Annotated in this window: 23 protein-coding genes and 1 pseudogene; 13 read left to right on the forward strand and 11 right to left on the reverse strand. The window is 62.1% G+C overall.

All coding sequences use genetic code 11. The features are described 5' to 3' along the window. Positions 1-16 precede the first annotated feature (16 nt). From ABZ319_RS16195 to ABZ319_RS16220, 6 genes are all read left to right on the forward strand, one after another. The gene (locus tag ABZ319_RS16195; RefSeq protein WP_354987192.1) at positions 17-1,111 is read left to right on the forward strand and encodes a sigma-70 family RNA polymerase sigma factor; all 1,095 of its coding nucleotides are present in this window, start codon (positions 17-19) and stop codon (positions 1,109-1,111) included. Between the two features lie 85 nt (positions 1,112-1,196). Then, positions 1,197-1,961 carry a dihydrofolate reductase family protein gene (locus tag ABZ319_RS16200; RefSeq protein WP_354987193.1) on the forward strand — a complete coding sequence of 255 codons (765 nt, stop codon included), beginning with the start codon at positions 1,197-1,199 and terminating at the stop codon, positions 1,959-1,961. A 184-nt stretch (positions 1,962-2,145) separates the two neighbouring features. Further along, the gene (locus tag ABZ319_RS16205) at positions 2,146-2,835 is read left to right on the forward strand and encodes a dihydrofolate reductase family protein (protein ID WP_354987194.1); all 690 of its coding nucleotides are present in this window, start codon (positions 2,146-2,148) and stop codon (positions 2,833-2,835) included. A gap of 15 nt (positions 2,836-2,850) precedes the next feature. Then, positions 2,851-3,198, forward strand: a complete 348-nt coding sequence (locus ABZ319_RS16210; protein WP_354987195.1) for a YciI family protein — start codon at positions 2,851-2,853, stop codon at positions 3,196-3,198. Next, positions 3,195-4,436 (forward strand): sigma-70 family RNA polymerase sigma factor, encoded by a 1,242-nt coding sequence (locus tag ABZ319_RS16215; RefSeq protein WP_354987196.1) that lies wholly within the window; start codon positions 3,195-3,197, stop codon positions 4,434-4,436. The genes ABZ319_RS16210 and ABZ319_RS16215 overlap by 4 nt, the downstream gene beginning before the upstream one ends. 135 nt (positions 4,437-4,571) lie before the next feature. Then, positions 4,572-4,967, forward strand: coding sequence for a DUF6069 family protein (locus ABZ319_RS16220; RefSeq protein ID WP_354987197.1), 396 nt, complete (start codon positions 4,572-4,574; stop codon positions 4,965-4,967). A gap of 125 nt (positions 4,968-5,092) precedes the next feature. Here the strand turns inward: ABZ319_RS16220 and ABZ319_RS16225 are convergent, their stop codons facing one another. Further along, positions 5,093-6,298, reverse strand: coding sequence for a PLP-dependent aminotransferase family protein (locus tag ABZ319_RS16225; protein WP_354987198.1), 1,206 nt, complete (start codon positions 6,296-6,298; stop codon positions 5,093-5,095). A 246-nt stretch (positions 6,299-6,544) separates the two neighbouring features. Between ABZ319_RS16225 and ABZ319_RS16230 the strand changes: the two genes are divergently transcribed. Beyond that, positions 6,545-7,810: a Fic family protein gene (locus tag ABZ319_RS16230; RefSeq protein ID WP_354987199.1), complete on the forward strand. Its 1,266-nt coding sequence runs from the start codon at positions 6,545-6,547 to the stop codon at positions 7,808-7,810. A gap of 473 nt (positions 7,811-8,283) precedes the next feature. On the opposite strand, the gene ABZ319_RS16235 is transcribed toward ABZ319_RS16230, so the two are convergent. Together ABZ319_RS16235 and ABZ319_RS16240 are read right to left on the reverse strand one after the other, a co-directional pair. Continuing rightward, entirely contained in the window at positions 8,284-10,143 is a 1,860-nt protein-coding gene (locus tag ABZ319_RS16235; protein WP_354987200.1) for a hypothetical protein, read from the reverse strand. A gap of 429 nt (positions 10,144-10,572) precedes the next feature. Then, positions 10,573-10,971: a hypothetical protein gene (locus ABZ319_RS16240; protein ID WP_354987201.1), complete on the reverse strand. Its 399-nt coding sequence runs from the start codon at positions 10,969-10,971 to the stop codon at positions 10,573-10,575. A 529-nt stretch (positions 10,972-11,500) separates the two neighbouring features. Here ABZ319_RS16240 and ABZ319_RS16245 point away from each other — a divergent pair. After that, entirely contained in the window at positions 11,501-13,033 is a 1,533-nt protein-coding gene (locus ABZ319_RS16245) for a hypothetical protein (protein ID WP_354987202.1), read from the forward strand. 56 nt (positions 13,034-13,089) lie between these two features. Here the strand turns inward: ABZ319_RS16245 and ABZ319_RS16250 are convergent, their stop codons facing one another. The 6 genes and pseudogenes from ABZ319_RS16250 to ABZ319_RS16275 form a co-directional block, all read right to left on the reverse strand. Beyond that, the gene (locus tag ABZ319_RS16250; protein WP_354987203.1) at positions 13,090-13,968 is read right to left on the reverse strand and encodes a hypothetical protein; all 879 of its coding nucleotides are present in this window, start codon (positions 13,966-13,968) and stop codon (positions 13,090-13,092) included. A 66-nt stretch (positions 13,969-14,034) separates the two neighbouring features. After that, a pseudogene (locus ABZ319_RS16255) lies at positions 14,035-14,358 on the reverse strand (transglycosylase SLT domain-containing protein); the annotation flags it as partial. A gap of 676 nt (positions 14,359-15,034) precedes the next feature. Next, positions 15,035-15,490, reverse strand: coding sequence for a VOC family protein (locus ABZ319_RS16260; protein WP_354987204.1), 456 nt, complete (start codon positions 15,488-15,490; stop codon positions 15,035-15,037). 127 nt (positions 15,491-15,617) lie between these two features. Further along, on the reverse strand, positions 15,618-15,977 hold the full coding sequence (locus tag ABZ319_RS16265) for an Lsr2 family protein (RefSeq protein WP_354987205.1): 360 nt from the start codon (positions 15,975-15,977) through the stop codon (positions 15,618-15,620). Between the two features lie 189 nt (positions 15,978-16,166). Continuing rightward, a complete protein-coding gene (locus tag ABZ319_RS16270; RefSeq protein WP_354987206.1) occupies positions 16,167-16,904 on the reverse strand; it encodes a hypothetical protein in 738 nt (245 codons plus the stop codon). Between the two features lie 158 nt (positions 16,905-17,062). Further along, a complete protein-coding gene (locus ABZ319_RS16275) occupies positions 17,063-17,470 on the reverse strand; it encodes a YciI family protein (RefSeq protein WP_354987207.1) in 408 nt (135 codons plus the stop codon). Between the two features lie 297 nt (positions 17,471-17,767). Between ABZ319_RS16275 and ABZ319_RS16280 the strand changes: the two genes are divergently transcribed. From ABZ319_RS16280 to ABZ319_RS16300, 5 genes are all read left to right on the forward strand, one after another. Then, a complete protein-coding gene (locus tag ABZ319_RS16280) occupies positions 17,768-19,069 on the forward strand; it encodes a hypothetical protein (RefSeq protein ID WP_354987208.1) in 1,302 nt (433 codons plus the stop codon). 1 nt (position 19,070) lies between these two features. Continuing rightward, positions 19,071-20,363 carry a cytochrome P450 gene (locus ABZ319_RS16285; protein WP_354987209.1) on the forward strand — a complete coding sequence of 431 codons (1,293 nt, stop codon included), beginning with the start codon at positions 19,071-19,073 and terminating at the stop codon, positions 20,361-20,363. 206 nt (positions 20,364-20,569) lie between these two features. Continuing rightward, positions 20,570-21,775: an aminotransferase class I/II-fold pyridoxal phosphate-dependent enzyme gene (locus ABZ319_RS16290; RefSeq protein ID WP_354987210.1), complete on the forward strand. Its 1,206-nt coding sequence runs from the start codon at positions 20,570-20,572 to the stop codon at positions 21,773-21,775. 113 nt (positions 21,776-21,888) lie between these two features. Further along, a complete protein-coding gene (locus ABZ319_RS16295; RefSeq protein WP_354987211.1) occupies positions 21,889-23,250 on the forward strand; it encodes an amidase family protein in 1,362 nt (453 codons plus the stop codon). Positions 23,251-23,342: 92 nt separating this feature from the next. Further along, positions 23,343-24,014: a DNA alkylation repair protein gene (locus ABZ319_RS16300; RefSeq protein WP_354987212.1), complete on the forward strand. Its 672-nt coding sequence runs from the start codon at positions 23,343-23,345 to the stop codon at positions 24,012-24,014. 47 nt (positions 24,015-24,061) lie between these two features. Here the strand turns inward: ABZ319_RS16300 and ABZ319_RS16305 are convergent, their stop codons facing one another. Both ABZ319_RS16305 and ABZ319_RS16310 read right to left on the reverse strand, forming a co-directional pair. Beyond that, the gene (locus ABZ319_RS16305; protein WP_354987213.1) at positions 24,062-24,937 is read right to left on the reverse strand and encodes an EamA family transporter; all 876 of its coding nucleotides are present in this window, start codon (positions 24,935-24,937) and stop codon (positions 24,062-24,064) included. Then, complete coding sequence (locus ABZ319_RS16310; protein ID WP_354987214.1) at positions 24,928-26,661, reverse strand: amino acid adenylation domain-containing protein; 1,734 nt, start codon at positions 26,659-26,661, stop codon at positions 24,928-24,930. The genes ABZ319_RS16305 and ABZ319_RS16310 overlap by 10 nt, the downstream gene beginning before the upstream one ends. Positions 26,662-26,663 lie beyond the last annotated feature (2 nt).

The raw sequence follows: 26,663 nt of genomic DNA on the forward strand, positions 1-26,663 counted from the left end.
GAAAGGCGGGCTCAGCGTGGTAACATCGATCGTTCTCATCGACGGTTTGTCTTCCGAAAGCAGGGCGCGATCCGTGAGCCGTGTCGAGCCTGGAAACTACGAGTCCGTCGACGAACAGCGCTTCGTGGCGATGGTCGACGGCCACCGCCACGAGTTGCAGGTCCACTGCTACCGCATGCTCGGGTCTTACGAGGACGCCGAGGACCTGGTGCAGGAGACTTTCCTGCGAGCATGGCGCAAGCGGGACACCTTCCAGGGCCGGTCCACCTTCCGTGCCTGGCTCTACCGCATCGCCACCAACGCCTGCCTCGACTTCCTGGCCCGCAATCCGCGCCAGCCGCGGGGGTCACGGGTGGCGGCCACATCGGGGACGTCGTCGCAGTCGCCGGACGCGATCCCGTGGCTGCAGCCCTACCCGGACCGGATGCTCGAGCGGGCGGCACCGAGCGAGGCCGAGCCGGACGCCGCGGTCGTGGCGAAAGAGACCATCGAGCTCGCATTCCTTGTCGCCATCCAATATCTGCCGCCGAAGCAGCGAGCCGTGCTGATCCTGCGCGACGTGCTCGGGTGGCCGGCAAGCGAGACGTCCGACTTGCTCGAGGTGAGCGTGGCCTCGGTCAACAGCGCGTTGCAACGAGCCCGGGTCACGCTCAAGGAGCACCTGCCCCCTTCGCGTATCGAGTGGGCGCCCGCCGAGGACCCGACCGAGGCCGAGCGCGCCCTGCTGCACCGTTACATGTCCGCCCTGGAGCGCGCCGACGCGGCCGCGATGGTCGTTCTCCTGCACGAGGACGTGCGGGTCACCATGCCGATGCTCGTATCCTGCGTACCGGGGGATCCCGATCCGCTCTGGAACGGCAGAGACTCGTTCATCGCCGGTCTGGTGCAGGCGTTCGACCCCGCGTCGCCCGCCTATTTCGGGCAGTGGCGCAGCGTGTCGACGCGCGCGAACCGGCAGCCTGCGCTGGCCCACTACATCCGGCCGCCCGGCGGTAGAGCGTTTGAGGCCAAAGTCCTTGATTTGCTGCAGATCGCGGACGGCAGGATCGTGGAGATCACGTCGTTCCCGGCCGAGTTGTTCCCCGCGTTCGGCCTGCCACCGACGCTCTGAACAGGCATTTTCCCGACCGTTCGTTGCGGGCGATTGTGTCCTGAGACATCAACGCATCGATGAGTTCGACTATGTCCTCACCTACATGGTTGAGGCGCTGGCCGATCTCTCCGCCCGGGACTATCTCTCCGGCACATCCGACACCGTAATTCACATCCCCTGTCGAATCGAACCGACGGTGTTCGTAGTGAAGGTGAGAGGGCACTACCGGGTGCCCGAAGAGAAGGGGACCGTGGCTATGAAGCTGACGACCATGACGCAGATCACCGTCGATGGCGTGATGCAGGGGAACGGCGGGACCTCCGATGAAGACCGCACAAACGGCTTCGTGCGTGGCGGGTGGGCGATGGGCGCTGGAGACGGCGACACCATGGACTACATCACCCGGACCTATCAACGAGCCGAGGGGTTTCTCTATGGGCGACGAACCTACGAGATGTTCGCGAGCTCATGGGGAACGGTCGACGCGATGCGCACGCACCCCATCGGCATCGCGCTGAACAAGGCACCGAAATATCTCGTCACCTCGACGCTCACCACACCCCCATGGCAGGACACGACCGTCCTTTCCGGCGACCTGGTCGCCGCGATCAACGAGCTCAAGGCCAAACCGGGCGGTGAACTCCAGGTACACGGCAGCCGCACCCTCATCAGATGGCTGCTCGAACACGATCTGGTCGACGAAATGACCTTGCTGGTTGTGCCGGTCGTTCTCGGCCAGGGCGCTCGTCTCTTCCCTGACGACGGCCTCGACACCGCTCTGGAGTCGGTGCACTCGCGAACGGACTCCAAAGGGGTTTCCATCCAGGTCTACCGGCCGGTTGGACGCCCGCAGTTCGCCACCGCCTGACAACCGGTGTGGAAGATGTTCCACCGCTTGTGCGCAGTGCCCGAGAATCTGACACCGATCCCGCACATGATTCGGCCTTCCACTCGGCAACCGAACCACTTGGGAAACAACACGATCAGACGATGATGCCCGACTCAGGAGAAGGCCGACCTGTCGGCGGCACCTGACAGGAACGAAAGTTGCCATGGGAACCATAACGCTGTGGATGCAGACGTCACTCGACGGCTACTCCGAAGGGTACGACGACGTCTACTGGCCGATCGTGGACGAAGAACTCTGCGCGCCGTTCGTAAGCCAGCTGACCGACGCCGACATGTTCCTCTACGGGCGGAAGACGTACGAGATCATGGCTTCATTCTGGCCGACAGCTGATAGGGACCCCGGCATCTCCCCGTTCTACACCGACTTCGCGCGATGCTGGAAACGCACACCCAAGCTCGTATTCTCACGAACGTTGCACAGCCCAGGCTGGGACACACGAGTAGTGACCCACGATTTGATCGACGAAGTCGCCGCGCTAAAGGCGACACCCAACCGCAAGATGATGCTGTTCGGAGGAGCCACAACCATTGCACCATTCATCGAGCACGGCCTGATCGATGAATACCGGTTGTTTGTACACCCTGTGCTGCTGGGCCGAGGCAGGAAACTGTTCCCCAGCGGATTCGACTCCTCGGCCCTGCAGCTAATGGACGTGACAACCTTCGACAGCGCGGTTGTTCAGATGCACTACAAAACACATCGTAAGGAAGCGAGCCCCTTCACCGGGCTGGACCGTCGCGAGAACCACAGACGGGCCAACCAATGCAGCACACTCCCGCTGCCCCGACCCACACCACCTGATCACACCGCAGATTGGTCAGCCGTCATCTGACAGGAGATGCACACGATGCACTATTTGGTTTCCGTGATCCGCGAAGCTACCGAAGCCGACAAGCCCGCCGATCAGAATGCGATCGACGACGCCGAGCAGGCCGCGGTTGACGATTTCAATGCCGACCTAAAAACCAACGGGCACTGGGTGTTCGCCGGCGGTCTCGGGACACCCGAGTCGGCCACTGTGATCGATAACCGAGGCACTCAGGCGCTGTTCACCGACGGGCCGTTCCTCGAATCCAAGGAGTACCTGATCGGGTTCTGGGTCATCGAAGCTCGCGACCTCGATGTAGCCCTGAAGCTCGCCTGCGCAGGATCCAAAGCCTGTAACCGGAAGGTCGAGGTACGGCCGTTTCTGTGAGCAGTCGTCATGCCGATGCGGCCATCATCCGTGCCCACCGCGAAGAGTGGGCCCGGGTGATAGCCGCCCTGATCCAGCGTTTCGGCGACTTCGACATCGCCGAGGAGGCAGCAGCGGAGGCCTTCGCGACAGCCGTGCAACGGTGGCCTACCGACGGCATCCCCCCCAACCCAGGTGCCTGGCTCACTCTTACCGCTGGTCGCGAAGCAATCGATCGCATCCGACGAGAGAGCAAGCGTGAGAGCAAACAGAAGGAGTCTCGGCATTTGTTCGACAAGGAACCGCCCGAGGCATCTGGCGCTATCGAAGACGAACGGCTTCGGCTGATCTTCACCTGCTGCCACCCGGCACTGGCCATGCAGGCACGCGTCGCCCTCACCTTGCGTATGGTTGCGGGACTGACAGTTCCGGAGATCGCACGGGCCTTTCTTGTGCAGGAAAGCACCATGGGGCAGCGGATCACCCGGGCGAAAGCGAAAATCAAAGCCGCGCGGATCCCTTACCGAGTCCCGGCGGCCTCGGATCTGCCCGCGCGCGTGTCAGGTGTTCTGGCTGTCCTTTTTCTGGTCTTCAACGAGGGCTATCTCGCGACCGGGCCCGACACCGACCCCATCCGTCAGGATCTGACCATCGAAGCTATTCGCCTCACGCGCCTGATCCGCACTCTCCTGCCCGATGACGGCGAGGTTGCCGGATTGCTGGCTCTGATGCTGCTTACCGAAGCCCGGCGTGGCGCCCGTATCTCAACCACCGGCGAACTCGTCACCATCGATGAGCAAAATCGGGCTGCCTGGGACCCCGCGCTCATTCACGAGGGTCACCAACTCGTACGCGAGCGCCTCGCGGCCGCAATCACCGGAGCCGGCCCGGGCAGGTATCAGGTTCTCGCGGCTATCAACGCCGTGCATACTTCGGCCCGGGAGGCACGCGATACCGATTGGTCGCAGGTGGTAGCGCTTTACGATCAGCTCATCATCCTCGATCCGTCGCCCATCGTCGCCCTCAACAGAGCCATCGCGGTCGCCGAACTCGACGGACCCGAAGTCGCTTTGGCGACCATCGACCGACTGGGCGATAGGTTGGCCGGCTATCGCATCTACCACGCCGCCCGGGCCGAACTGCTTCGACGTCTGGGGCGCACTCTGCAGGCACGCACGGCCTACGACACCGCTATCGCCATGACAGGAAACTCTGCCGAGACGGCCCACTTGACGCGTCGCCGTGCCCAACTGGGATAGCCGATCGGACCAGACGAAGTCACGATTCAACATTCGGCGTCGAGGTGCTCACCCGAGATGTCGAAAAGAGCCACGCGTGTTCGTAGCCATCTCGAAGACCGGCACGGGGTCGGCGGCAGACCTGGGAGGCTCCCGATGTCCGACACAGCTACCGCGTCTTCGAGAACACTCGTCGGCACCGGCCTGATCGCAGTGGCCGTCGCTGCGGCGGCCACCACTCTTGTCGCCGCGGTCGGCCGTTCCGCGGGTATCACTCTCGTGGTCGGCGAAGCACCGATCCCCCTATCCGGTTTCGCGTTATTGACCGGGATTTCCTCCACGGCTGGACTGCTGCTTTCCGCGGTGCTGAACAGAACGACAGCACACCCCCGTGGCCTGTTCGTGCGCATCACAGTCGGGCTGACTGGGCTGTCGCTGATACCCGACCTCGTAGTGCAAGCATCGGGACCCACGAAAGTGCTCCTGATGCTCACCCACATTGTCGCTGCGACGATCGTCATCCCCATGATTGCCGGTCGACTCCCCGCCTGATGCCGCGGTGGATCTGGGCCGTCCACTCGCCATCGTGAGCCACGCGACTTCCCAACGCCCGACGGCATACACCTTTTCCCGCACCAGTCACTTCAAGAAGATTGCATCGTGCGAGCGGGCGCCGCCTACCCCCGAGTGCGGGCTCGGCTCGACAGTGCGTTGTGAGCACGGGCGAGGCGATCGACCGCGATTTTCAACGTCTGGACTTCGCAGGTGGCGAAGCACAGGCGCATGCTTCGAGCGTGGTTGGTGGCGACCGCGAATGCCGAGCCCGGAACGTACGCGACACCTGCGTCGAGAGCATATGGAAGCAAGGCCCGGGTGTTGGTGCCGTCGGTGAACGAGGCCCACATGAACATGCCACCCGTCGCTTCGCGTGCGAGAACCCGATCACCGAAGCGTTTCCGCACGGCGCCGGCCAAAGCCTCAGCACGCAGACCGTAGATCCTCCGCACCGCATTCAAGTGGGCGGCAAGCCATTCGGTGTCTGCGAGCAGTTCTGCGGCAATCTGGTGGGTGAGCGCCGACCCGCACAGGTCAACCCCCTGCTTGAACAGCTCCACCGCACGACATACTTTCCCCGGTGCGACCATCCAGCCAACCCGCAGCGCGGGAGCGAGGATCTTGGAAGTGCTGGACAAACGAATCACGTTGGCCGAGTATGTAGCAGCTGGAGCAGGAGTGGGGTCCTCGAACGCGAGCTCGCCGTACGGATCGTCCTCGATGACCCAGAAGCCGTACTGATCAGCAAGACCGGCAAGATCGCGACGGCGAGCAGGACTCATGGTGACGCCGCCGGGGTTATGGAAGTTGGTGACCGTGTGCACGATCGCCGGGCGCTGTCCCTGCCCCAGCAGCTCACGCAGCACAGATATCCTCATACCCTCCCCATCGAGTGGCACAGCCACCACCCGAGCACCTGCTGCGCGAAAAACCTGCAGCGCACCGACGTACGCGGGATCCTCGACGATGACCAGCGCGCCCGGATCCACCAAAACGTCCGTCAGCAACGACAGCGCTTGCTGCGAACCGTGTGTCACAACGATTTCGCCCACCGGAACCGAGCGGCCGACGCGCTCGGATTCGCGTGCCGCGAGCACCTCACGTAACGCGGTCCATCCTGGAGTCTCGGTGTACTGCAGTACTTGTCGTCGTGACAGCGCCGCGTCCGCGGCGGCGGCAATCCGATCCAGGGGCATCAACTCGGCGTCCGGCAGTCCGCCGGCCAGACTGATGACATCAGAACGAGCCGTCAGCTCGAGCAGGTCCCGAATAGCCGAACTCTGCAGCCTGTCCACGCGCGGGGACAGCGGAGGAGTCGCCGCGGACATATGAGCACCTCAGGTAGACACCGACATAAGACAGGCCCCTTCGTGGACCGCAGCGTTCGCATACGGGCCGGCCCTCACCGGGCAGAGACCATTGCTTCACGCCGAATGTATCGAGCAAACCGCACCCACCACTTCCCTGCCATGGAGATACCTGCGCTCGAGTCTGCCGACTTCGAGGCCGATCACGCACTGATTCGCGAGAGACTCCCACCCATGCGAAGTCGCCGCCGCGGTCGAGCAAATACCATGATCCTCATCGGAATTGGGTTCAGTGCCGGCTCAGAAAGGGATCGGTTGGCCTCTTCGATCTCGACGCTACTCACAGATGTTGTTCAGTATTTGACGCACCTCCTGTCTCACAAGACGGCAGGGAAGCTCGAGGACGAGCATCGAAGTGCTGCCCACCTCGTGAGAGATGACCTGCGCGAAACCGAGCGAGCAGATCAGCTCCACGGCGACGACATCAGGCGACACGAAACGGTGTTCACCGGTCCGAGTGGAGCCGGCCATGCGCCACCCTCATCCCAGACGCATCCGATCCATCCCTCGAATCCACCCGTGCATCCCGCAAACGACCACTTGGCCGGGAAAGGCGATGAGGTGGCGCTCGCGATCGTCGCCGGGACGGCCGAGCTAGGATTGCGTACCCCCGGACAACGCGCACTCGAAGCAAGCCTGGTGATCGACAGGCCGCTTCTGGAAGTAGCGGTGATCGCGCGACAGCCCAGCCCCGAATTGCTGTTCTCCAAAGAAGAATGGGCAGGTTACCTCGCTGCACGGACATTCACCCGGAAACATACCGACACAGACCTGACAGTGCCCTTCATGACCGAAGTACACCAAAATATCTCTCGGTTCTCCAAACCTGGTCTGGGTGGAGAATTCGTGAATCAGACAGACATGCGCAGTTGCGCGCAATGGACTGCACTGACCAAACAGCAGGTGGATGTGCTGCAAGCCAACCCCTACGTAAACTACCTTCCACCGGGATCGGTGAACACAAATTTTCCCCATGCGATAATAGAATATCGCACTATCTCACCGGAAAACGCACGCACGGAACTTCAGTCATTGTGCGAATGGTACAACTCAGCAAAAGGCGAGCCGGGTGCTGATCCATATAGACTGGCAGCCGAGCTTCAGCAGCGCTTCACGTCGATTCATCCGTGGAATGACTACAACGGCCGCTGCTCTCGACTGCTGATGAATTGGTCGCTGGAGCGGCACGGTATGCCCCCGAGCGCACCGAACGACTTCAACAACGACTTGTTCTCGACCCCCGAACAATGGACCGAGGAGGTTAGGGCCGGCAGCGAGCTATTTCGCGAACGCTCAGACCGACTCGCGAGGCTGGGAGACGCTGCTGACCCGGTCACGGTATTCGACCTGAAAGAGGAGCATTACCTCTACACTGAGCTCGGATGGCCTTCCGCGCCCTTCACACCCGGCGCAGGACACAACATCTCAGAACTTCGCCTCGATATGGATTTTCTACGTGGCGGCCCCGCATAGCCTGACCCTCCGTGATGAAACTCCCGCGAGTCCAGTGCTGGATCCCGCTACCGGAGTTCGTCCTCGGGTAAGCGTGGACTGGCCACACTCTGCGGCATGGGAACGCTTGCCGTAGTACGGGACCTATGGTGGGACCATTCGGAGGAGCCGGCCAGCCCGGTTAGCAGGTGGATGTCAGCCCGCCACGACTGGGAAGAAGTCGGCCGAGGTCGTTCCGACTTTTGAGTACAGTTGTGAACGAAACACGTTCGCTATCATTAGGTTTCAAATTTCTATTCGATCTTCGCAAATGGCAGGCGCGTACCAGAGTTGTAGATGCTCGCCCTCCCCACGGACCCCGCGCTCTTGTCGGAGGTGGTGCGAGTCAGAGCGCAGACCATGCCACTTGCGAAAAAGCAACTCGGTCTCGGCATCGAGAGATGCCGAGAGCGAGTTGCTTCGACGAAGCTCCTCTGTACATAGTCTCTTATGACTCAATCGGGAAGGATGATTCTTGCCGGTATCGGGCGGAAAGGCATCCGGGAGTTGACGAACTGTTCCGTTGTTACCCACTCGGTGTAGCCGAAGGGGTTATAGATCTCGAGTTGGCCCGGCCGTTGTCCGATGATGATCACCTGGTGTCCTTCGCGGCCGGAAGGCAGGTCCAGGCCGAGTGGGATCGGCTGGCCGGCCGCGACAGCGGCTTGTATGCGGGGCAGGACGGCTTCGCGAGCCTCCTGGCTCGAGAGTGTGTGCATCTCGTAACGGGTCCCGGTGATGGGTGTGATCAGGTCGTTCACCATGTTCTGGTTGCCTTTGGGCCAGGGTGTCCGGTCGGGGTCGAAGTTGTCGTTGAAAGCATGCACAAGGCGATCACGGAACGCGCCGGGACTGTCATCGCCGACGACAGGGCCATCGACGGCGGCGGGCCCGGTTCCGGTGGTGATGCCAAGCATCAGTACCGGGTCGGCGTCTAGGCGGGCGACAAGAACCGACGCAGTGGTGCAGTTTTCGTCGTTCTGTTCATAGACGGCTTTGACGGCCGGGTCATCGAGGGAGTAGCCGATGGGTACCGTTATCCCTGTGCCTTCTGCCTGATAGTTGACGAGGTCTTGGACGTGTAGATGACGTTCGAGCCACTGCAGATCGTCGCCGTGAGGGTGGATTTGTTGGTCGAAGGCTGTGATGTCGGGCAGGGAGTACCCGGCGGCGAGCGCTTCCCACAGGTAGGCCGCCTCCTGCGGTGATTTGGCGTTGGCCAGGAGTTTCCCGAAGGCGGATCGGTCGGATGGGGTGAGCACGGCAGCCCGTTGTGAGGCACGCGCCAGTCCGATAGGAGTCAGGATGTCCTCGGAGGGATCTGACGACTGCTGGTCACTTCCCGTGTAGGCGAGTGTTTCGGCGGTCAACGGGTCAATCCCTGCTCCGACTTTGGAGGCACGCGCGGCCTGAGCTGCGGCTCCGATGGTGGATACGGTTGTTGTCGCGGCGGCTTCGAAGTCTCGCGTCGCGTCGATTCGCGCCTGACAACCGGTGATGGCCGCGATGCGAGCGGCGTTGTGGGACAGCGTGTTCAGCTTTTCCCGTACGTCCCGCATTGCTGTTGTCGCGGCGGTGTCCTCGGCCTGTGTGGTGGTCACTGTGTCAGCCCAATGCTGTAGCGCGCCGCTGGCGGAGGCCAACGCGTCGGCAGCATGCGAAGTGCCGCTGGACAGGGCGAGAACGGACTCTGACAACGTCTGACCCGCTTGGCCATGCCATGCGTTGGGCAATTCGAATGTTGCGGTTCGTTCGAAGTTGTCCTGTGCTCGCTTGCACAGAGCGGAGGCGCTCGAGTAAACGTCCGCTTCAGCTTCTATTCCGGGTGCGACTCCGGGCAGCGGGGGAATTTGCAGGGCGATATCGATCCCTTGCCGCAGGTGTTTCACGGAGTCGGCCTCCCCCAGTGCGGCCAGCACAGTTTCCAGAGCTCGTAATCGGGTGCTTTTTCCGGGGATGGCGATTTCTCGTGGAGCATCGGCGAAGTGGTCGTAGAGCGCGGTCGCGAGCATGCTCGACGCGCCGGCTCCGAGAGCCTGGGCGATCTTGGCAGCCAGGGGGGCCGCGGAGGCGATGTTCAGGTTGGACATCATGCCGGTTGCGCCGGCGACCGCGCGGACGTGACCGCCGAACCAGCCACCCGCGGCGCCGATCGCGGCGTCTGCCAGCAGTTCTCGTCCTGATCGGCCGTTGGCGAGTCCGGTGAGGACACCGCCGACAGCGCCGCCGAGGAATACCGCACCCGGTATCGGAGCCAGGGAGATGGCCCCGCCGATCAGCCCGGCTCCTACGTGCTGCCATACCGGGCCGCTCATCGGCTGTGTTCAGATTTCGGCGCTTGCCCAGTCCAGGGGACCCGCGACAACCGGTACCGGGTAGTCGCGCGCCGTGACCTCATCACGGTGGCAACGGATTCGAATAATCGCGCCAACGCTTCGTCCCGGGCTACATTCGGACCCGGGACCAGCCGCGCGGTCCAGTCCCGTATCAGCTGTGATGCTGCAGTAGCTGGTAAGAGTTCGGGCAGTCGCAGTGTCTCATCGAGGCCTAGGGCGCGGACGCATCCTGCGAGGACCGCCACGGGGTGGGGACCTACCCCGGCTGCTTCCAATCGCAGGGCCGCCGAAACGATGACATCTCCGGGCACGAACTGAGATGTCCGGTCGGGGTTCGTGGTATTGGCGAACGCTGCGTGGATGTCGAGCCGGAGCAACTGCTCGTCTGTGCGGGGTGTTTCATTCATCTCAACGAAGTGGAGCGAAATCGGACGGTGGTGCGCTGTCGTCTGGATTGGGGGTCGTCGCCGGCTCCGCGACGGTGGACGGTTGGATCGTGGCCGCTATCGCGGTAGCACTGTTTCGGTCAGCTTCCTTGAAGCCGACCGTGGCTCGAGAGACGAGAGAGATTACGGTGTCGGTAGCCGAGATGGTTAAGTGGGATTCGCGTCGCCACACATCACGAAAAGTCGTGCAGGCCGCGGTGACATTGCTGTCCCCGAGGACGGAGCTGTCCGGTGTGCCGTGCTTCAGCTTCTCGAGGACCTTGGCGAGATCCTCGAGCGCGCCGCTGAGCCTGGAGTTCGCGGAGCTGACACTGTCGGAGTCGAAATACAGTTCGGGGTTGCCCGACTCCCTGGTACTCATGCCGAAATCTAGCACCGGGTACCGCGCTTCTCGGTGACGGGAACATCGATCGGGCTCGGATCTTCGGAATTGCGCGAATCGACGACGGAGCTGTCTGCGCACATCAAACACATCGCAATGAGCATCACGGCGCCCACCGTTGGGAATAGCGCAGACTGAATCCGCCCTCATCGGCAGGGCTGGAGATCGGGACTCCCCACCCGTACTGGCCCATTCGAAGCCCGGGGACGCGTGCCTCCCGCGGCCGCGTCCCCGGGTGACTGGCAGTGACCAAAACGACAACCTGGCCCGGATATATTGGCGCACAACACATCTGGGGGCAGCGGTGTTCTACCGTAGCGGAACGGGGTCCGCGGCAACTTTCAGTGGCCGCCCAAGTCCACCAGCTTGCCGGCGGAGGAAGTCCGCTATGCGGGAGCCTGCGGGGTATAGATCACCCAGGGCCGAGCTGGGTAGGCTTCCCACGACCGGTGAATCGCCGGCGACGCGGAGACAATGACGTCACTGGAGAGCTGGAAGGTCGCCGGCGATGGCATTGCAGATTCCGAGTGAGGTAGTCCTTTTTCTCAACGTGTGCGGAGTCCCGTATCCGGATGTGAACGAGGACGATATCCGCGAACTCGCTACTCACGTGCGAATATTCGCAGCGAACGTGGTGGAGACGCACTCGGCCGCTGGAGGCGCCGTGAAGGATATGAGTGCGGTCTACTCGGGGTACTCCTATCAGCAATTGCTGCGTGCGTGGGGTGCGATGAGCTCCCAGCATATGGGCGACCTGGAACGCATGTGCGAGGCGGTCGCGGTTGCGCTCGATGCCGCAGCGGTTGTGGTCGTGACGGTCAAGGCGGCTGTCCTGGCCGAACTTGCGGCGCTGGCGGCGAGCTACGTGTCAGCCTTGGGAGCCACAGTGGCCACGTCGGGCTTGTCCGCGACCTTGATTCCTGCGATCACGGAAGCGGGCCGCAGGCTGTGCCTGGCCATGGAACAAACTCTGGTTGCGTACATCCTGGCTGAGGTGATCAACCGCGCCATCGAACCGCTCGAAGCTCGAGTCGCCCAGTTACTCGACCCGCTCGTCTACCGTGCCGCGTGCGACGCCCTGGACATGCCGGCCGATCCGACGGCACTGTTCATCGAGCCCGACGAGGTACGCCGATACGCCGACATGCTCGACCGCTACGCTGACGACATAGCTGGGCACGCGAGCACACTCGCGGCAGGGGTCGCACCGTTGGACTTCAGCACCCGCCCGGACTCGTCGGAGTCGATACCGGTCTCCACTCCACCGCATTCGGTACTCGAGCCGAAGCCGAGTTACCACCATCCGCTCGACGACGATCCGCTTACCGGGCTCAGGAAGTTGAGAACTCCGAACGAAGAGCTCCTCTCGGAAACGCGGCCTTCCGGTTCGAACCAAATCAGCCGAGATACAAAAGATTTCGTCGACTCGCCCGCAGCTCCCGAGCAGCGCACGTCGCCCATGTCGCCTCGACCAGCGGTTGTCGAGACCTCACCGCCAATCGACACACCCACACCCACACCCACGGCCACGGCCACGGAAGCGATCGGCGTGGAGCGTCTACCTGGCACCAGTCTGACGATGGAAAACGCAATGCACCACAGCGATGTCGTACGCGATTCGTTGAGCCCGACAGCAGCCGAGGTCGGCCGGTCACTTGCGGGGCCAAATTCCCCTCCCCCAATGGTATTGACGGAATCCCAGGTCTCGACACCTACCGCACAACCCACGCCATGGCGTCATCCTGAGACACAAGGTCCGCGGGGGGCGCGATTCAGCCCGATTCCCTCCCCTGCTCCGAGAAGACGTGGCATCAGCGGTCGTGCGGGACGCTCCGCGCCAGTATCGTCGCCTTGGTCGGATGGCGACCGAAGGCTGACTGCTATCCCTGATAGGGCACGTGGTCGTGGCCCCGGGCCGGGTGATACGCAGAAACCTGCGAAAGAAGGCCTCGCGTCCAACCAGAGGCATCAGGTCCGTGCTCGCACCGATGGAAACCCCCCACCGCTTGCGAGCATCGATCCCCCGTCAACTCCTTCGTGAGTAGATCATCGTGGACATCGATGGGATCGAGCGTTGATACCTATTGAATCGATTCTTCAAGGTAGCCACCTATTACCACCCTCCACCCGGCCGAGCCTTCGAATTTCTTCAAAACGTTCCACAGTACCTTCTACTGCCGAATCATGAAGCCCCAGATCTCGCAACGCAACCCTGATATCGTCCGCCCGTACCAGATCGACGCGATGTCGGATTTCGGGCGCAAGCGGCACTCCGCGAAGTTCTGTGACGAACCGGGACTGCACTCCATCCGGTGATGGTAGGTGCGGAAAGCACATCCCGTTATCTATTGCAACTATCGAACCCGAGCTGGTTATTCGATAATTTCGTATTTCCTTGCGATCCTGGTTGGCGAAAATGTAGTCCAGTACGGCCATCTGCTGCATTTGAATTGCATCAAAAGACTCATTGAAGCTGGGCGGTCGAGATGCTACAAAACGTTGGTTAGAGCCTGGCCCGAACGGGCCATTTACCAAGCCCGTCGCAGGAACTCTACCAAAACCGAACAGTCGGTCTATGCGAAAGGCGGCTACTTCCCGCTGCGCCATACCGCCGGGCCCCGAGGGAAACTGCGGTGAGGCATCAGGTAGGAGGTGTTCACCAACGGCCGGTTTGTAGATGCTCGTCCCGGCGCTGCTTACGACGACGAATGAGGAGTTGACTCCGGGTCGATCCGTCTGCGCGATAAGCCGAAAATCTTGTTCTTCCATGGACCGTTCTTCGCCGGTGCGCTGAAATGATGCTCGAACGGTCGATCCGATTGTCCGGTCCGACTCGGCCAACAGTGCGATCGAGTTGCGCGTTGTCCGCGATAGATCGCCGGTGTGCAACGCGATCGAGCGACAGAGGTCATCACAGCTCCGATGAACGCGGGTCATCGCGTCGAGCAGGTCACGCGCGATTCCGCCGGTGAGCATGGAGATGTCCTCGAGAGACTTGCCAACCAGCGCCCAAGGGCTGATTGTCGCTGAGCACCACTGTCTTCAGTATGCTGAGTATACATTATCGATTGACCCGTATCGGGCTGCCGCATAGTTGCACGCAGCGGATATGTTTGCGACGGGATCGTAAATATCCCAGGAGGTCCCATTCACGTGGTACGCCGAAAATGTGGGATCAATGACTTGCAGCAAGCCCTTCGAGGGTATACCTTTCGCAGCATTGCTGTCCCACAGATTTATTGCGTTCGGATTCCCGCTCGACTCGCGCATGATATTGCGATGAATCCCCTCGTATGAACCTGGTATTTCATGGAGGCGCAGAACCTCTAGAGCTTCGAGTATCCAGCCGTTCAAATCGTCCGAGTAACGTCGTAGAGACTGCTCGATCTGTCGCAAGTTGTCCTGCTGACGTACCGGAATTTGCGCAGTTTGCTGAGCTTCTGCGCTGATTTTAGCGCTTGGCGTCTTAGCCCCAGAAAGTCGATGTTCGTCCACATTTGAGTCACAGCCGCCGGCTATGGCTGACAACGCAACGACCGCTATGCCCGCAGTATTTAAAATCCATCTTTTAACAGGACTACCAGAGACTAATGCACCGCCTGTAGATATGACATTAGAAATCCACATAATTTGCCTCCGCATCGCCGTTGCCCACAACGGCCCGCGTTAGAACGGATAGTTGATACAAACTATATTTGCGGATTCGGGTCAACTCGCAGACGCGAATCCCGGATGCGAGGTGCGGTTTACACTACTCCCGATTCACAGTTTCCCATGAGTGGGAATGTGCTGAATGTCATCACCCGTTGATAACGCTGTTTTGCACTTCATGTCGCTACGAATGCTTCGACGGCAAGCCACGCCTAGCCGCAGCGCTTGGTCGGACAGCCGAGTTGGCGCCCGCTAGGGCGACCGCCGGCGTTGCATTCACCTGGCGGCGTTGTGCGCGCCCCCGCCATCAAGGCGCAAGACCTCGATCGCGTCGAGAACGTGGTGGTTTCCCGGCTGCTCGCGCTTGATGAACGAGTCGGACACTCAGGCGTCATCCACGATCGTATGCGTCGCGCAGGACCTTGATGTCGATCTTCGTCATCGTCCGCATCACCAGATCGGCGGCCAGGGACTTGACTGCGTCCTCACTTGCCGTCAGTGAAGACAGGATCGAAGGAACGACCTGCCAGGACAATCCGAAGCGGTCGGTCAACCACCCGCAGGGTCTGCCACGTCCGCCCTCGGTCAGCGCATCCCACAACCGGTCGATCTCTTCCTGCGTGTCGACTGCTATCCGAAAGGAGACGGTGTCGGTCACCGGATGGCCAGGACCGCTGTTCGTCAAGGTGACCGTCTGGCCGGCCAGGTTCAGCGTCGCGGTGAGCACATGGCCGTCGGCAGCGCGTACGTATTCTCTGACCTGAGAATTTGGGATGACGGCGGCGTAGAACTTCGCGGCGTATTCCACGTCGTTGTCGAACCAGACGTAGGTGGTGAGCGTGGCCACGGCGACTCCTGGTGTACGTGCGAAATGTCATCTGGGTACAACTAGGTCGGAACCCGCGGCGCGTCCTCGACCTATCGGAGGTCTTCAGTTGGAGATTCGCCTCCGCGAGGGAGGCTCACGGACTTCATCATGCCGAGGAGTCGGGATCGGCTGCCCTTTGGTAGGCCTCGATGGCGGTCTGAGCGATTCTGCCGCGGGCCGACACGCGTACACCGTTCGCTCGGGCCCAACGACGTATCGCTTCGGATTCGTGTCGGCTTCGCCGGGTTACCGCGGACGAGGAGGTACGGGAGGGCCGTCGGCGTGGGCCGACTGTTCGGGTGGCGTGTGCGACCCAGTCCCGCAGTAGGTTACGCAGTCTCTCGGCATTATCGGTGCTGAGATCGATCTGGTAGGTGATTCCGTCGAGTCCGAACTCCACTGTTTCGTTCGCAAGCCTGCTCGGATCGAGGTCGTCGATCAACGTTACGACAAGCTTCTTCACCACAGTTCCTCCAACGATCGTAAACATTCAGATCATACCTGAGGATGCGTGAATACCCTTGCTGCACAATCTATTTCACTCGATCTGCTGTTCAGCAAGTGCGCCGAGAATTGACCGATCGCAGCTTGATCGAGTCCAGTTTCCTCCACCGAGGCAATGCTAGGTACGATCGAGAGAGCGGTAGCGCTCCGTTTACAGAGCGGGAGCGGTTGGCGCCCATGGCTTGACCACCATGTACCAGGGCAGGAACGCGTACGTGATCGTTGTGAGCACTAGCGACGACAGAGCCAGCGTCGTAACAAACGCAACGATCCACCGCTCGAGCCGGCTGTCGATCGAGCTGGGTCCCGTTGCCGTCAAACCTTCTCGATCGGCGGGGGACCAGGTCCATCGGAGCGCCAGCCGGCCGGCAGTGTAGAAGCCGATTCCGAGAAAACCAGCGAAGACCGCGTTCGACCATGGTACGCCGAGATACGTCCACGGCGGAACTTCGTGGTAATGCCATAGCTTCAACACTCTGGACGCAAATATCTCGAAAGGCATCTGGGGAATGGCGAACAGCCCAAATATCAACGGCCACTGGAGACGACCGAATCTCTCGTCCAGAACACTTCTGTGCTCCAGAAGTTGAATCATCGGCAGACCGAAGAAGAAGCAGTACACGAGCGGCAAAGCGACGGGCTGCCGCTCGCCACGAGCGGTCCAAGCTGGAATGAAGTAATCAGAGTAACTGACTGCTCCGTACCAGTTTCTGTTCCAGATCCAGTCGAAGAGGCAAACCAGGACAGCACCTGCGAACACCCCCCAATACACCGGATTTCTTCGCCGCCGAAGCACTAGGATCCCCACGACAAACAAGCCTGCGGACAGTAGTTCCCACCCACGTACCACGACGAGCGAAGCGCCGAGTGTTCCTGCCGCTTGGATCACGTCACCGCCCCCGCGTCGGTGCGTATATGGCAGTTGTCGCGATTGCGAAGATCGTTGCGATATGTGACCTCACGATGCAAGCCTGACACATGCAGCAATACCGTTCTCACGACTGGGAATACGGCGACCCGCGGTCCACTGGCACGGCCGCGAACGCATCACGCGCCGTCGCCGTTCGGCGGGCCGCTCGCGATCTCCCTGACCTCGACATACTCCCCCATCGGCTGACCTTCGGGTCCAGGGGCCGCCGAGATTCGGGCGGCGATCTCCAACGCACGTTCCGCGGTGTCCACGTCAACGACCCAGTAGCCCGCCAGGAACTCTTTGGACTCGACGAAGGGACCGTCTGTGACTACCGGCGCCGAGCGACCGTCGGAGCAGACCACCCGAGCCGCCTCCGGTCCGGTGAGCCCTTGGGCTTCTATCAACTCTCCCGACTTGGCCAACTCCTGCCCCAACGCGCGCTGAAAGTCTATGTGTGCCGAAATATCTTCCGAGGCCCATTCTTCGATCGGACTGTCACAAAATGCCGCAGGCGCATATGTGGTCAACAGCATGTACCGCATGGCGCGGCCCTCTCATCCCGAGATCCGACGTGTCAACGTATTGGACCACGAATTGCCCTGATGTGCCAGTAATCCAACCCCGCCACCCAGAGACCACCGACGCAGTTCGTGCACATAGGCTTTCGGACGAAACCTCAGCGGTTTCGGAGCCAGCGATTATTCCCACCCATGGGAATAATCGCAGCTTTGGCTGCAAGACAAGCCGTTACGGTCGGTTGCGCGCCGAGACGAGCGCGGCAAAGGTCGCTGCTGTGCCGGTGCGTCGTGCGCACGCCACTCGCGATTCCGGAGCTCCCTATGAGTACCATTGCCCACTACCGCTCCGACGCGACAAGGGTTACACGCGATGCGCTGAGAGGACGACTGGCCAGATACCTCCCGGATCCGACCTATCGCCAATTCTATTCCTGGGCACTGTCGGCAAAGAATCCGAGGGGCGCGGTGTTCGACCGCATCATCGGCATGACGCAGCTGGGAAACCTCACCGCGGCAATGTTCGTCGGCCTCGAGGGGGCTCATGACTGGGACGCACTGGTTCGCCTCGCGACGCCCGTCAATCTCTACCAGATCTTCGAAGTAGTCTCCGACAATCTGGGTATCGGACAGGCCGCGCCCGAATCCGAAGGAACCTCGTGCCTACGAAAGTTGTTGCGCGAGTTCAACACGATCGCCATGGCAGACCTTCGAAAGCCGACGAGCGTGCCTGCCGCTGTGCTCCTCGCAGATGTTCGCACCCTGTGTGATCAGATCTCGGCTTTCGATCAGAGTTTGGCCCCGTCCGCACATGCGCGTGTGGTCGGAGACTTCTGCACCGCGACAGGGCGGCACAGCGCCCGGCGCGCACTCGAGCGCTCGGTCTGGTCAGGGTTGGTAGCCAACCTCGAGGCGAGCCGAGACGTACTGACCGCTATCGCGGGTACCCGCGGTGAGCAGCTGGTTCGAGAGAGGACTTTGTGTCGGTACGAGGCCGTCGAGCAGATCAACGACGGTATCTCGGCTACTCGTCCGGAACGCACCCGGCTCGGCGCGAACGCCATCCTCGTGACGCCGACCCTGGGCTACTTTGGCGCCGTGTTCGGGGAGATGGGCGACCTCGATCGCGAATATGTCGAGGCGATCGAAGATGGTTCGCTGGTGGACGCTTTCGACTCGGCCGCCCTGCTGGTCCGGCTCCAGAACGATATCGGGACTCCCCTGCTGCTGATGTCCCCCGACCGGCGGCTCGCGTTGTTCGCGAAGCTTCGTGCTCGTCACGCGGATGAGTGCCCGGACGTGGCAGCGCTGGTGCGTGCCGCGGCCGACGACCCGGCCTTCAATCGATTCCGGAAGGACCTGCTCAACGGTGAGTTCAACCTGTGCCTGCACGATCTCGAGCGGCGCGGCGGGCTGGACGACGGGCTCTGCGCGCTACTCGATGACCTGGACTACTACGGCGACCTGTACGCGATGCAGCACAGGAGGCTCGAACACCAGCTGACAATGCTCGCCCGGCGGCTCAGAGATCGCCGGATCATCGAATTGACCAGACGCTTCGTCGTCTTTCACGAGGAGCTGTACCGGCACCGCTACGATTCGTTGGCAGGCGACTATGCGATCTGAAATGCTCGCTGCCACAGTGCCCGACGCGCCTTGGCGCCTGCCCGTCGTGGGTCACCTGCCCGCTCTGTTGCACGATCGGCTCGCCTTTGTGACCGCTGCGTCGCGGGTGGGGCCGGTGGCGGCGGTGTCGTTGGCCGGCACGGACGCGTTTCTCATCAATGATCCAGCGTTGGTACGCAGGGTGCTGGTCGATGACGTCGCTTCCTTCGGCAAGGGAATTCAGTATGAGAAGCTGCGCATTCTTCTGGGTGAGTCCGTGTCCACCAGTTGTGGTGTCGCCCACCGCGATCGCAGGCGAGCCATGCAGCCGGCGTTCCAGCGGGGCATGTTCGACAGCTACGCGGCGCTGATTCGGCGGGAGACTGACCGTTTGGTTGACCGGTGGCGGGTCGGTCAGGAGGTGCTGATCGATGACGAGATGCGCAAACTGTCGTTGTCGATCGTGACCGGGGCAATGTGCTCGGCCGAGCTTGATCCGGCGGCGATTGCCGTCATTCAACGCGACCTACCGACCGTGATGCGTGGGGTGGCGTGGCGCGCATTGGTCTCCTCGCCCGCGCTCGAGCGACTGCCGATTCCCGCAAACCGTCGCTTTCGTGCGGCGAACGCACGGCTGCGTCAGATCGTGATGACCATGGTTCAGAGTCGGCCTCCTGTGCGGGACGACCGGCGCGACTTGCTGGGTGTTCTTCGAACTGCGGGCGCGGACAGTTCCGGAAGTCGACCGAGCGATGATCAACTCCGTGACGAACTGGTCAATGTCCTGTTCGCCGGCACAGAGACGACAGCCAACGCGCTGGGATGGCTCTGGCATGCCCTGGCCACACACCCCGAAGTCGGAGATCGGCTACGAACCGAATCCGGTTCGAGCGGTCTCGAATACGCCTATCGTGTGGCGCGCGAGACACTACGCCTGTACCCACCACCGTGGTTGATTTCGCGTCGGACGGTACGGCCGGTGCGCGTCGGCGCCTACGCGTTCCCCGCAGACGTGCACATACTGTTCAGTCCATATGCTATCCACCGCCATCCGGACAACTTCCCTGCGGCTGTGTCTTTCGACCCGGACCGATGGCTGCCCGGCCGCATGGTCGACGGCAGCAGACACTCGTTCCTGGCGTTCGGGGCGGGGCCCCACAATTGCATCGGAGAAGGCTTCGCGCTACTGGAAATAGCCATCGTGGCTACCCGGATCGCATCACGGTATCGGCTAACGCCACGTGGCAAAGCGCGAGGGAGTGCCCTGGCGACTCTGACGCCTTTGCGGCTCCGCATGGTCGTGGAAGAGGTTTAGGACAAGACGGCATGCGGGAATCGGCGGTCACAGGCTCACGCTGCGCGAGTCCGTGCCTCGCATGTCGGCATGGCCGACCGGTCAGGGACTTCCCAGTAGTGGCGGTCGTTACCCGATTCCTGAATGTTGTTCGGGTCTAGCCTCTGTGAAGAAATACTCGGGGATGCGGTTCGCAACCTCCCTGAAAACTTGCGACGGAGGTACGCGTGACGGTCTCGGCTATCGATCGCTACCGAATCGGAAGAAATCCGCAACCGCCCGTCCTTGCCGCTGAGCAGTTGGACTCGTTCATTGCTGGAATGCGCACGGAGTCACCCTATGTCCTGGGTTTTCCCGGAAATCTCGACTTCAGCTACAGCAGGTTCGGCGGTTTGCTGGACATACTCACGAACAATGTCGGCGACCCGGGCAGTGACGAGAAATCCGGAATCAGTTCCAAGGCAATGGAGCGCGCGGTCGTCGAAGCCACCGCTGAGCTCGCAAACGCACAGGCAGAAGCGACTTTTGGCTACGTTGCGAGCGGTGGGAGCGAGGCGAACCAATTCGGGCTCGATCGCGGCTGTACCTACTTGCCTGACGCCAGGGTGTTCTGCAGCTCCGCGACGCATTACTCGGTCGTCAAGAATGTCAGGTTGATGCGCCGGGAGCTGGCGATTCTTCCCGCCGACCAGCTGGGACGCATGGACGTCGCTGCTCTGGAGCGCGAATGTCGAAAAGACCGCGGTCGGGGCGCGGTGGTGGTGGCGAATGCCGGCACGACCATGACGGGTGCGATCGACGACGTCGCGGCGGTTGTCGAAGCCGCCGGATCCGCGGGACGGGTGTACGTGCATCTGGATGCCGCCTTGAGCGGATTGATCCTGCCGTTCACCGAACAAGCGTCCTCATGGGGCTTCGCCCATCCCGCTGTCGGCAGTCTCGGCATGAGCATGCACAAGCTATTGGGAATGCCCGTGCCGTGCGCGGTAGCGTTGTGCCGCACGGAGTTCGTTCAGGCTCCCCCGGTCAGCGAGTACATCGGAATCACCGATTCCACACTGAGCTGTTCACGTAGCGGGCTGGCGGCATCGCTGATCTGGTATGCGATGGCGGTCCGAGGAGCAATTGGGTTGGAGCGCACAGCGCACAGCGCGTTGAAGCGTGCCCAGTACATTTCGGATCGATTGGTCGACCTCGGACTACGAACGCTGGTCAACCCGAACTCGATCATCGTCGTATTCGATCGACCGGCTGAATGGATCTGCCGCAAGTACCATCTCGCGACCGAAGCGGAAGTGGCGCACATCGTCGCGCTACCGCACATCACCTCGGAGGTCATCGACGAGTTGTGCGACGATCTCGCGAAGTCCCGCGCGCGTCTGCGCGGCACGGGTGCCGACCCGTACAGGGTCGATCATCACACTGCGGTGTGACCGTATCGCCAGGTCCGGGCGATACGGTCATTCGCCGCACCGCGGTTGAGCGTTCCGCTCGTCCGGCAACACGCACGAGCGCTATTGCCGATTTCACTAGTGGGAGTAGTCCATTGATCGAATTGTCCACGACCTCGGCCGGCCAGGTATCCGACCTGCTGGCGGCGGGCGCGGTGTCCTCGGTCGAGCTCGTGCAACAGGTGCTCGCTCGGATGGAGCAGGTGAATCCGCTGGTGAACGCCGTGGCCAATACGCGTGCCGAGCAAGCTCTGCGGGAAGCGGCGGCGTCGGATGAGATGCGTGCACGCGGCCGGACAGCGGGACCCCTGCATGGTGTTCCAGTTACGGTCAAAGAGTGCTTCCATGCCGCCGGACTGCCCAGCAGTTGGGGCAATCCCGCCTTCGCCAACGCTGTGGTCGACGCGGACTCGGCCGTGGTAGCACGACTGCGGGCTGCGGGGGCGATTCTGGTCGGCAACACCAACCTCGCTTTCATGCTGGGCGACTTCGGTCAATGCGCGAACGAGGTGTACGGGGTGACTGCGAATCCGTGGGATCGAACACGCTCCCCCGGTGGGTCTTCGGGGGGCTCCGCCGCCGCGGTGACTGCCGGGCTGAGTTTTCTGGAGTACGGCTCCGACGTCGCCGGCTCGATTCGGATCCCAGCGGCGTTCTGTGGGGTGTATGGACTCAGGCCAACCGTTGGGACCACGCCTCTGTCGGGCTTCGGCCTGCCGGGGCCCACCGGACCGATCAGTGAGTTGAGCTATCCGATTTCTGTAGGTCCGATGGCGCGCTCGGCGAGTGACCTTCGACTCGCGTTGCGAGTGACGGCGGGTCCCGAAGGTTCAGCCGCTCATGCCTACCGGTGGAGTCTGGCCCCATCTCGTCGTGAGCGCCTCGCGGATTTTCGGGTGGGCGTCGTACTGGATGATCCCGGCTGTTCGGTCAATGATGATCTCGCTGAGCCGTTGTCGGTCCTGGTCGAGCGGCTCGGGACGGCAGGAGCGACCATTGTGCACGGTTGGCCGCCCGGGATCGACCCGGCTGCGGTCTATCGCGCGTTCGGCGGTCACCTCGAAGCATTTCTGGCGTTCCAGACGGGTACCGGCTCCCTGGGGGATCTCGTGCAGCACGAGCAGGTCCGTATGGCCGCCCGCGCCGCCTGGGACCGCCATTTCGCGGATATCGACGTCCTGGTGTGCCCGGTGAACTTCACGGCGGCGATACCGCTCGACGATCGTCCGATGGAGGAACGAACGATCGGTAGTCGCTCGTACTTCGAGCAGACTTTCTGGATCTCGCAGCCCTCTCTCGCGGGTCTGCCAACCGTGGTCGCTCCGGTCGGGCACACTGCGGCGGGTTTGCCTGCCGCAGTGCAGATCATCGGTCCCATGCATGAGGACGACACGGCCATCACCTTCGCGGAGTTGCTGGCCGAACTCACCGGTGCTTATCAGCCTCCGCCGCTGTAGGCGGCGGAGCGCCCACGTACAGATTGCATCTCACCGTGCGCTGGTGGCCTCGAGCGCACGGCATGGGGACAGGGACGGAGGTAGCCTGCCGTATGGATACTGCGGGTGCGGTTCTGACGACGTTGCGGGCGCACGCCAGCGCTGACGAACAGGTCAAGATCCGCCGTCATTTTCCGCACGATGACCCCGTCATCGGCGTTCGTATGAAGACGACCTTCGACACGGCGAAGAGTAGCGTTTCTATGCCACTCAACGAGGTCGATGCTCTCCTGATTCGTCCCGAATACGAGGCACGCCTGTGTGGTGTGTGCATCCTCGACTTCAAGGCACGTTCTGCCCGGATTACCGAAAACACCCGCCACGAACTGTATACGAAATACCTACAACGACATGACGGGATCAACTCCTGGGACATGGTGGATCGCGCCGCGCCGCGTGTGATCGGACGATTTCTGTTGGACAAACCGCGAGATCCGCTGTTCACGCTGGCGAGGTCTTCGAATCCCTACGAGCGGCGGACCGCTATCACCGCACCGCTCTACTGGGCTCGGTACGGGACCGCGGACCAAGTCGGTGACCTGTTCGCGCTCGCGGAGGTCCTGCTGTCGGACACGGACCCGCTCGTTTCCAAGCCGGTCGGCATAACACTCAAGTATGCCGGCCTCCTCGACCCACCGGCTTTGACCAAATTCATGACCACTCACGGCGCTTGGATGCAGCGCGCCACGCTGCGCTATGCGACGGAGAAGCCGACGGCCCGATAGTAGTCACTCCCCACGGATGGCTTGGTCATCGACGACTCGGTAACCAGTCAGACCAGCAGGACCGTCACGCCCGCGACAGCAAGCAATGCTCCCAATAGTTGTGGGGTCCGGACCGTTTCGTGAAAGTAGCGTATTGCCAGCATCATAGTGATCGCCGGGTAGCACGCGGACGCGGACGTTACTACCGCACCGGCGGCCGAGTCGTATGAAAGCCCGAGGACGATGGCGGCGTCCGCGACAACCTGTAGCAGGCCCGCAGCAATAACGGACGGTGTGAGCAGCGCCGCGGCCCCACCGGTCGCTGGGCGACCGCTCTCGATGCGAACGTAGAAGGCGATTGCGCCGAGTATCAGTGTCACCGTGCAGACTTCGACCAGAACCACTGCCTCCCACCCGCTGGTCTCCACTGCACTGTCGAGTAACGCATAGCCTCCTCCCCACAACACCGCGGTCGTCAAGGCAAGAACTGGGCCCGCACCGAATCTGAGCCCGGAGGTGGACGAACGCTGGATCTCCGCGGCGATAACCACGCCTGACAGGATGAGTCCGACCGCCGAGACGTGGGTCAGCGTGAGGTGTGCATCGAGCGTCGTGACGCCGATGAGAACGATGACCAGCGGGTACATCGCCCCGAGAGGGCTCACCAGTGCCACCGGTCCGATATCGAAAGCCCTGTACAGACAAACGCCCCCGACGGCGATCGCGGTGCTGCCACCGAAAACCTGCACCATCGCGGCGGTATCGAGTTCGGGAACCGTGCCGACCGCGAACAAGTACCAGGTCGATACCGCTGCCAGGCACACGACATGGACATACAGTGCGGCAGTGACCGGACCGAGGCGTTTGGTGGCCGTGGCGCCGAAGAAGTCGCCCAAGCCATATCCGCACGCGGCGGCCACACCCAGAAAAGCCGCTATCTGCATTGTGACTGTTGCCTTTTCGCGCGAGTCTCCAGAGTCTTGCGGTCGATCTTGCCGGTCGCACCGATGGGTAGCGACGGCAGAATCTCGAGCCTCGCGGGTGTCATAAGTACCGGAAGTCGCGTGTGAAGGTAGGCCGCCACGGCGCTCGCATCGAGAAGTTGACCGTGGTCGGGAACGAGATACGCAACCAGGGTGCCGTCGGCGCCTGCGGAATGTGCGCGGACCACGACGGCTTCGCCGACCATGGGACAACGCAGCAGTATTTCTTCGATCTCGTTGAGCTCGATGCGCAGTCCGTTCACTTTGATCTGGTTGTCTCTACGCCCTTTCCACACCAGGACCCCGTCCGCGCGTCGTACAGCGAGGTCTCCGGTCTTGTAGACCCGTGGGCCGCGTTCGCCGTCGTGGTGTAGCCGGCAGAATTGTCGCGCGGTCTGCTCGGGGAGTCGGTGATAGCCACGTGCCAGGCCCGGGCCCGCGATGCAGAGTTCGCCTACCTGGTTCGGTGCCGCCGGTGCTCCTGCCTCGTCCACGACATATATCTCGGCGCCGGCGACGGCGGTTCCGATCGGGATGACGGGTTCGTTGCTCAGGTCGTCCTGCCAGGCGGTGAAATAGCAGGCCGTCGTGATTGTGGATTCCGTGGTGCCGTAGGCGGCTACCCACTGTGCGTTGTCCGCGCCGACGACGGCCTTCCAGCGAAGAAAGGTGGCGCTCAGTATCTTGTCGCTTCCCACGACGAGCAGTCGAACGGACCGTGGAAGCGGCTGGTGGTGCTCGTGCAGGTGGTCAACCCAGCGATGCCACAGCGGCGCGGGCAGGTTGAGCACGGTATAGCCGCGGGCGGTGATCTCGTGGCCGAGTTCGTGGACGTCGTCGAGATTGCGGGACACGATCAACGTGCATCCCGAGATCAGCGCGGGGAAGATTTCTTCCGCGACCACGTCGAAAACCAGCGAGGCCATGAGCGGAATTCGGTCACCGGGTTTCAACGCGAATTGTCTGCTGAACCATTGGGCGTGGTTACGCAAGGCGGAGTTCGTGATAAGTACGCCTTTAGGCCGGCCGGTGCTCCCGGAGGTGAACGCGATGTATGCGAGCACGTCAGGGCCGACGGTGCTCGTCCTGGCCGAGGGGTACCGGGGTTGGTGCAAGATTTGTTGCAGCGCAACGCATTCGATGTCATCGAGCACCTCGGGAGCGTTCGTTTCGGTCAGGACGAGCAGAGGGTTCGCATCCTGCGTCATGTGCCGGAGCCGCACTGGAGGTTGTTGGGCGTCCAAGAGCAGGTAGGCGCCGCCGGCGCGCAGTATTGCCAGGACACCGACCACGCTCGCCAGGGACCGTTCCATGTAGCACCCGACGATGACCTCGGGTCCGACGCCGCGGTGAACCAAGTAGTCCGCCAGGTGTTCCACTGCGGACAGGAGCTCGCCGTATGTACATGTGTGCTCGCCCTCGACGACGGCGACCAAATCCGGGGAAGCCGACGCCTGGAGTACGAAGAGTTCGGCTACATTACAGGACTCGCGGTATGTGGGTGAGGTCCTCGTCGCCGCGTCAACCGCAGGCATAGATTTGTTCCTGACTCCCCCGAGCTGATTCGGACGCCTGTGAATCGGCGACACCGCCATTGCGAACTGCGGGTTTCGCGTGGGGGATTGGGCAGGTGACGCCAGCGTTGGTCGCGGGAGTGATGGCCGGTAACCTCGTCCACCGGCCATCA

Origin of the sequence: Nocardia sp. NPDC005978 (assembly GCF_040614455.1) — a bacterium.
In the GTDB taxonomy this organism is placed as follows: Bacteria; Actinomycetota; Actinomycetes; order Mycobacteriales; family Mycobacteriaceae; genus Nocardia.

What these genes read in the sequence shown, in the direction of transcription:
- ABZ319_RS16200 (WP_354987193.1), top strand. Translation starts at nt 1,197, where the DNA reads ATGGTTGAGGCGCTGGCCGATCTCTCCGCCCGGGACTATCTCTCCGGC.
- ABZ319_RS16205 (WP_354987194.1), top strand. Translation starts at nt 2,146, where the DNA reads ATGGGAACCATAACGCTGTGGATGCAGACGTCACTCGACGGCTACTCC.
- ABZ319_RS16210 (WP_354987195.1), top strand. Translation starts at nt 2,851, where the DNA reads ATGCACTATTTGGTTTCCGTGATCCGCGAAGCTACCGAAGCCGACAAG.
- ABZ319_RS16220 (WP_354987197.1), top strand. Translation starts at nt 4,572, where the DNA reads ATGTCCGACACAGCTACCGCGTCTTCGAGAACACTCGTCGGCACCGGC.
- ABZ319_RS16225 (WP_354987198.1), bottom strand. Translation starts at nt 6,298, where the DNA reads ATGTCCGCGGCGACTCCTCCGCTGTCCCCGCGCGTGGACAGGCTGCAG.
- ABZ319_RS16230 (WP_354987199.1), top strand. Translation starts at nt 6,545, where the DNA reads ATGATCCTCATCGGAATTGGGTTCAGTGCCGGCTCAGAAAGGGATCGG.
- ABZ319_RS16235 (WP_354987200.1), bottom strand. Translation starts at nt 10,143, where the DNA reads ATGAGCGGCCCGGTATGGCAGCACGTAGGAGCCGGGCTGATCGGCGGG.
- ABZ319_RS16240 (WP_354987201.1), bottom strand. Translation starts at nt 10,971, where the DNA reads ATGAGTACCAGGGAGTCGGGCAACCCCGAACTGTATTTCGACTCCGAC.
- ABZ319_RS16245 (WP_354987202.1), top strand. Translation starts at nt 11,501, where the DNA reads ATGGCATTGCAGATTCCGAGTGAGGTAGTCCTTTTTCTCAACGTGTGC.
- ABZ319_RS16250 (WP_354987203.1), bottom strand. Translation starts at nt 13,968, where the DNA reads ATGCTCACCGGCGGAATCGCGCGTGACCTGCTCGACGCGATGACCCGC.
- ABZ319_RS16275 (WP_354987207.1), bottom strand. Translation starts at nt 17,470, where the DNA reads ATGCGGTACATGCTGTTGACCACATATGCGCCTGCGGCATTTTGTGAC.
- ABZ319_RS16280 (WP_354987208.1), top strand. Translation starts at nt 17,768, where the DNA reads ATGAGTACCATTGCCCACTACCGCTCCGACGCGACAAGGGTTACACGC.
- ABZ319_RS16285 (WP_354987209.1), top strand. Translation starts at nt 19,071, where the DNA reads ATGCTCGCTGCCACAGTGCCCGACGCGCCTTGGCGCCTGCCCGTCGTG.
- ABZ319_RS16300 (WP_354987212.1), top strand. Translation starts at nt 23,343, where the DNA reads ATGGATACTGCGGGTGCGGTTCTGACGACGTTGCGGGCGCACGCCAGC.
- ABZ319_RS16305 (WP_354987213.1), bottom strand. Translation starts at nt 24,937, where the DNA reads ATGCAGATAGCGGCTTTTCTGGGTGTGGCCGCCGCGTGCGGATATGGC.
- ABZ319_RS16310 (WP_354987214.1), bottom strand. Translation starts at nt 26,661, where the DNA reads ATGGCCGGTGGACGAGGTTACCGGCCATCACTCCCGCGACCAACGCTG.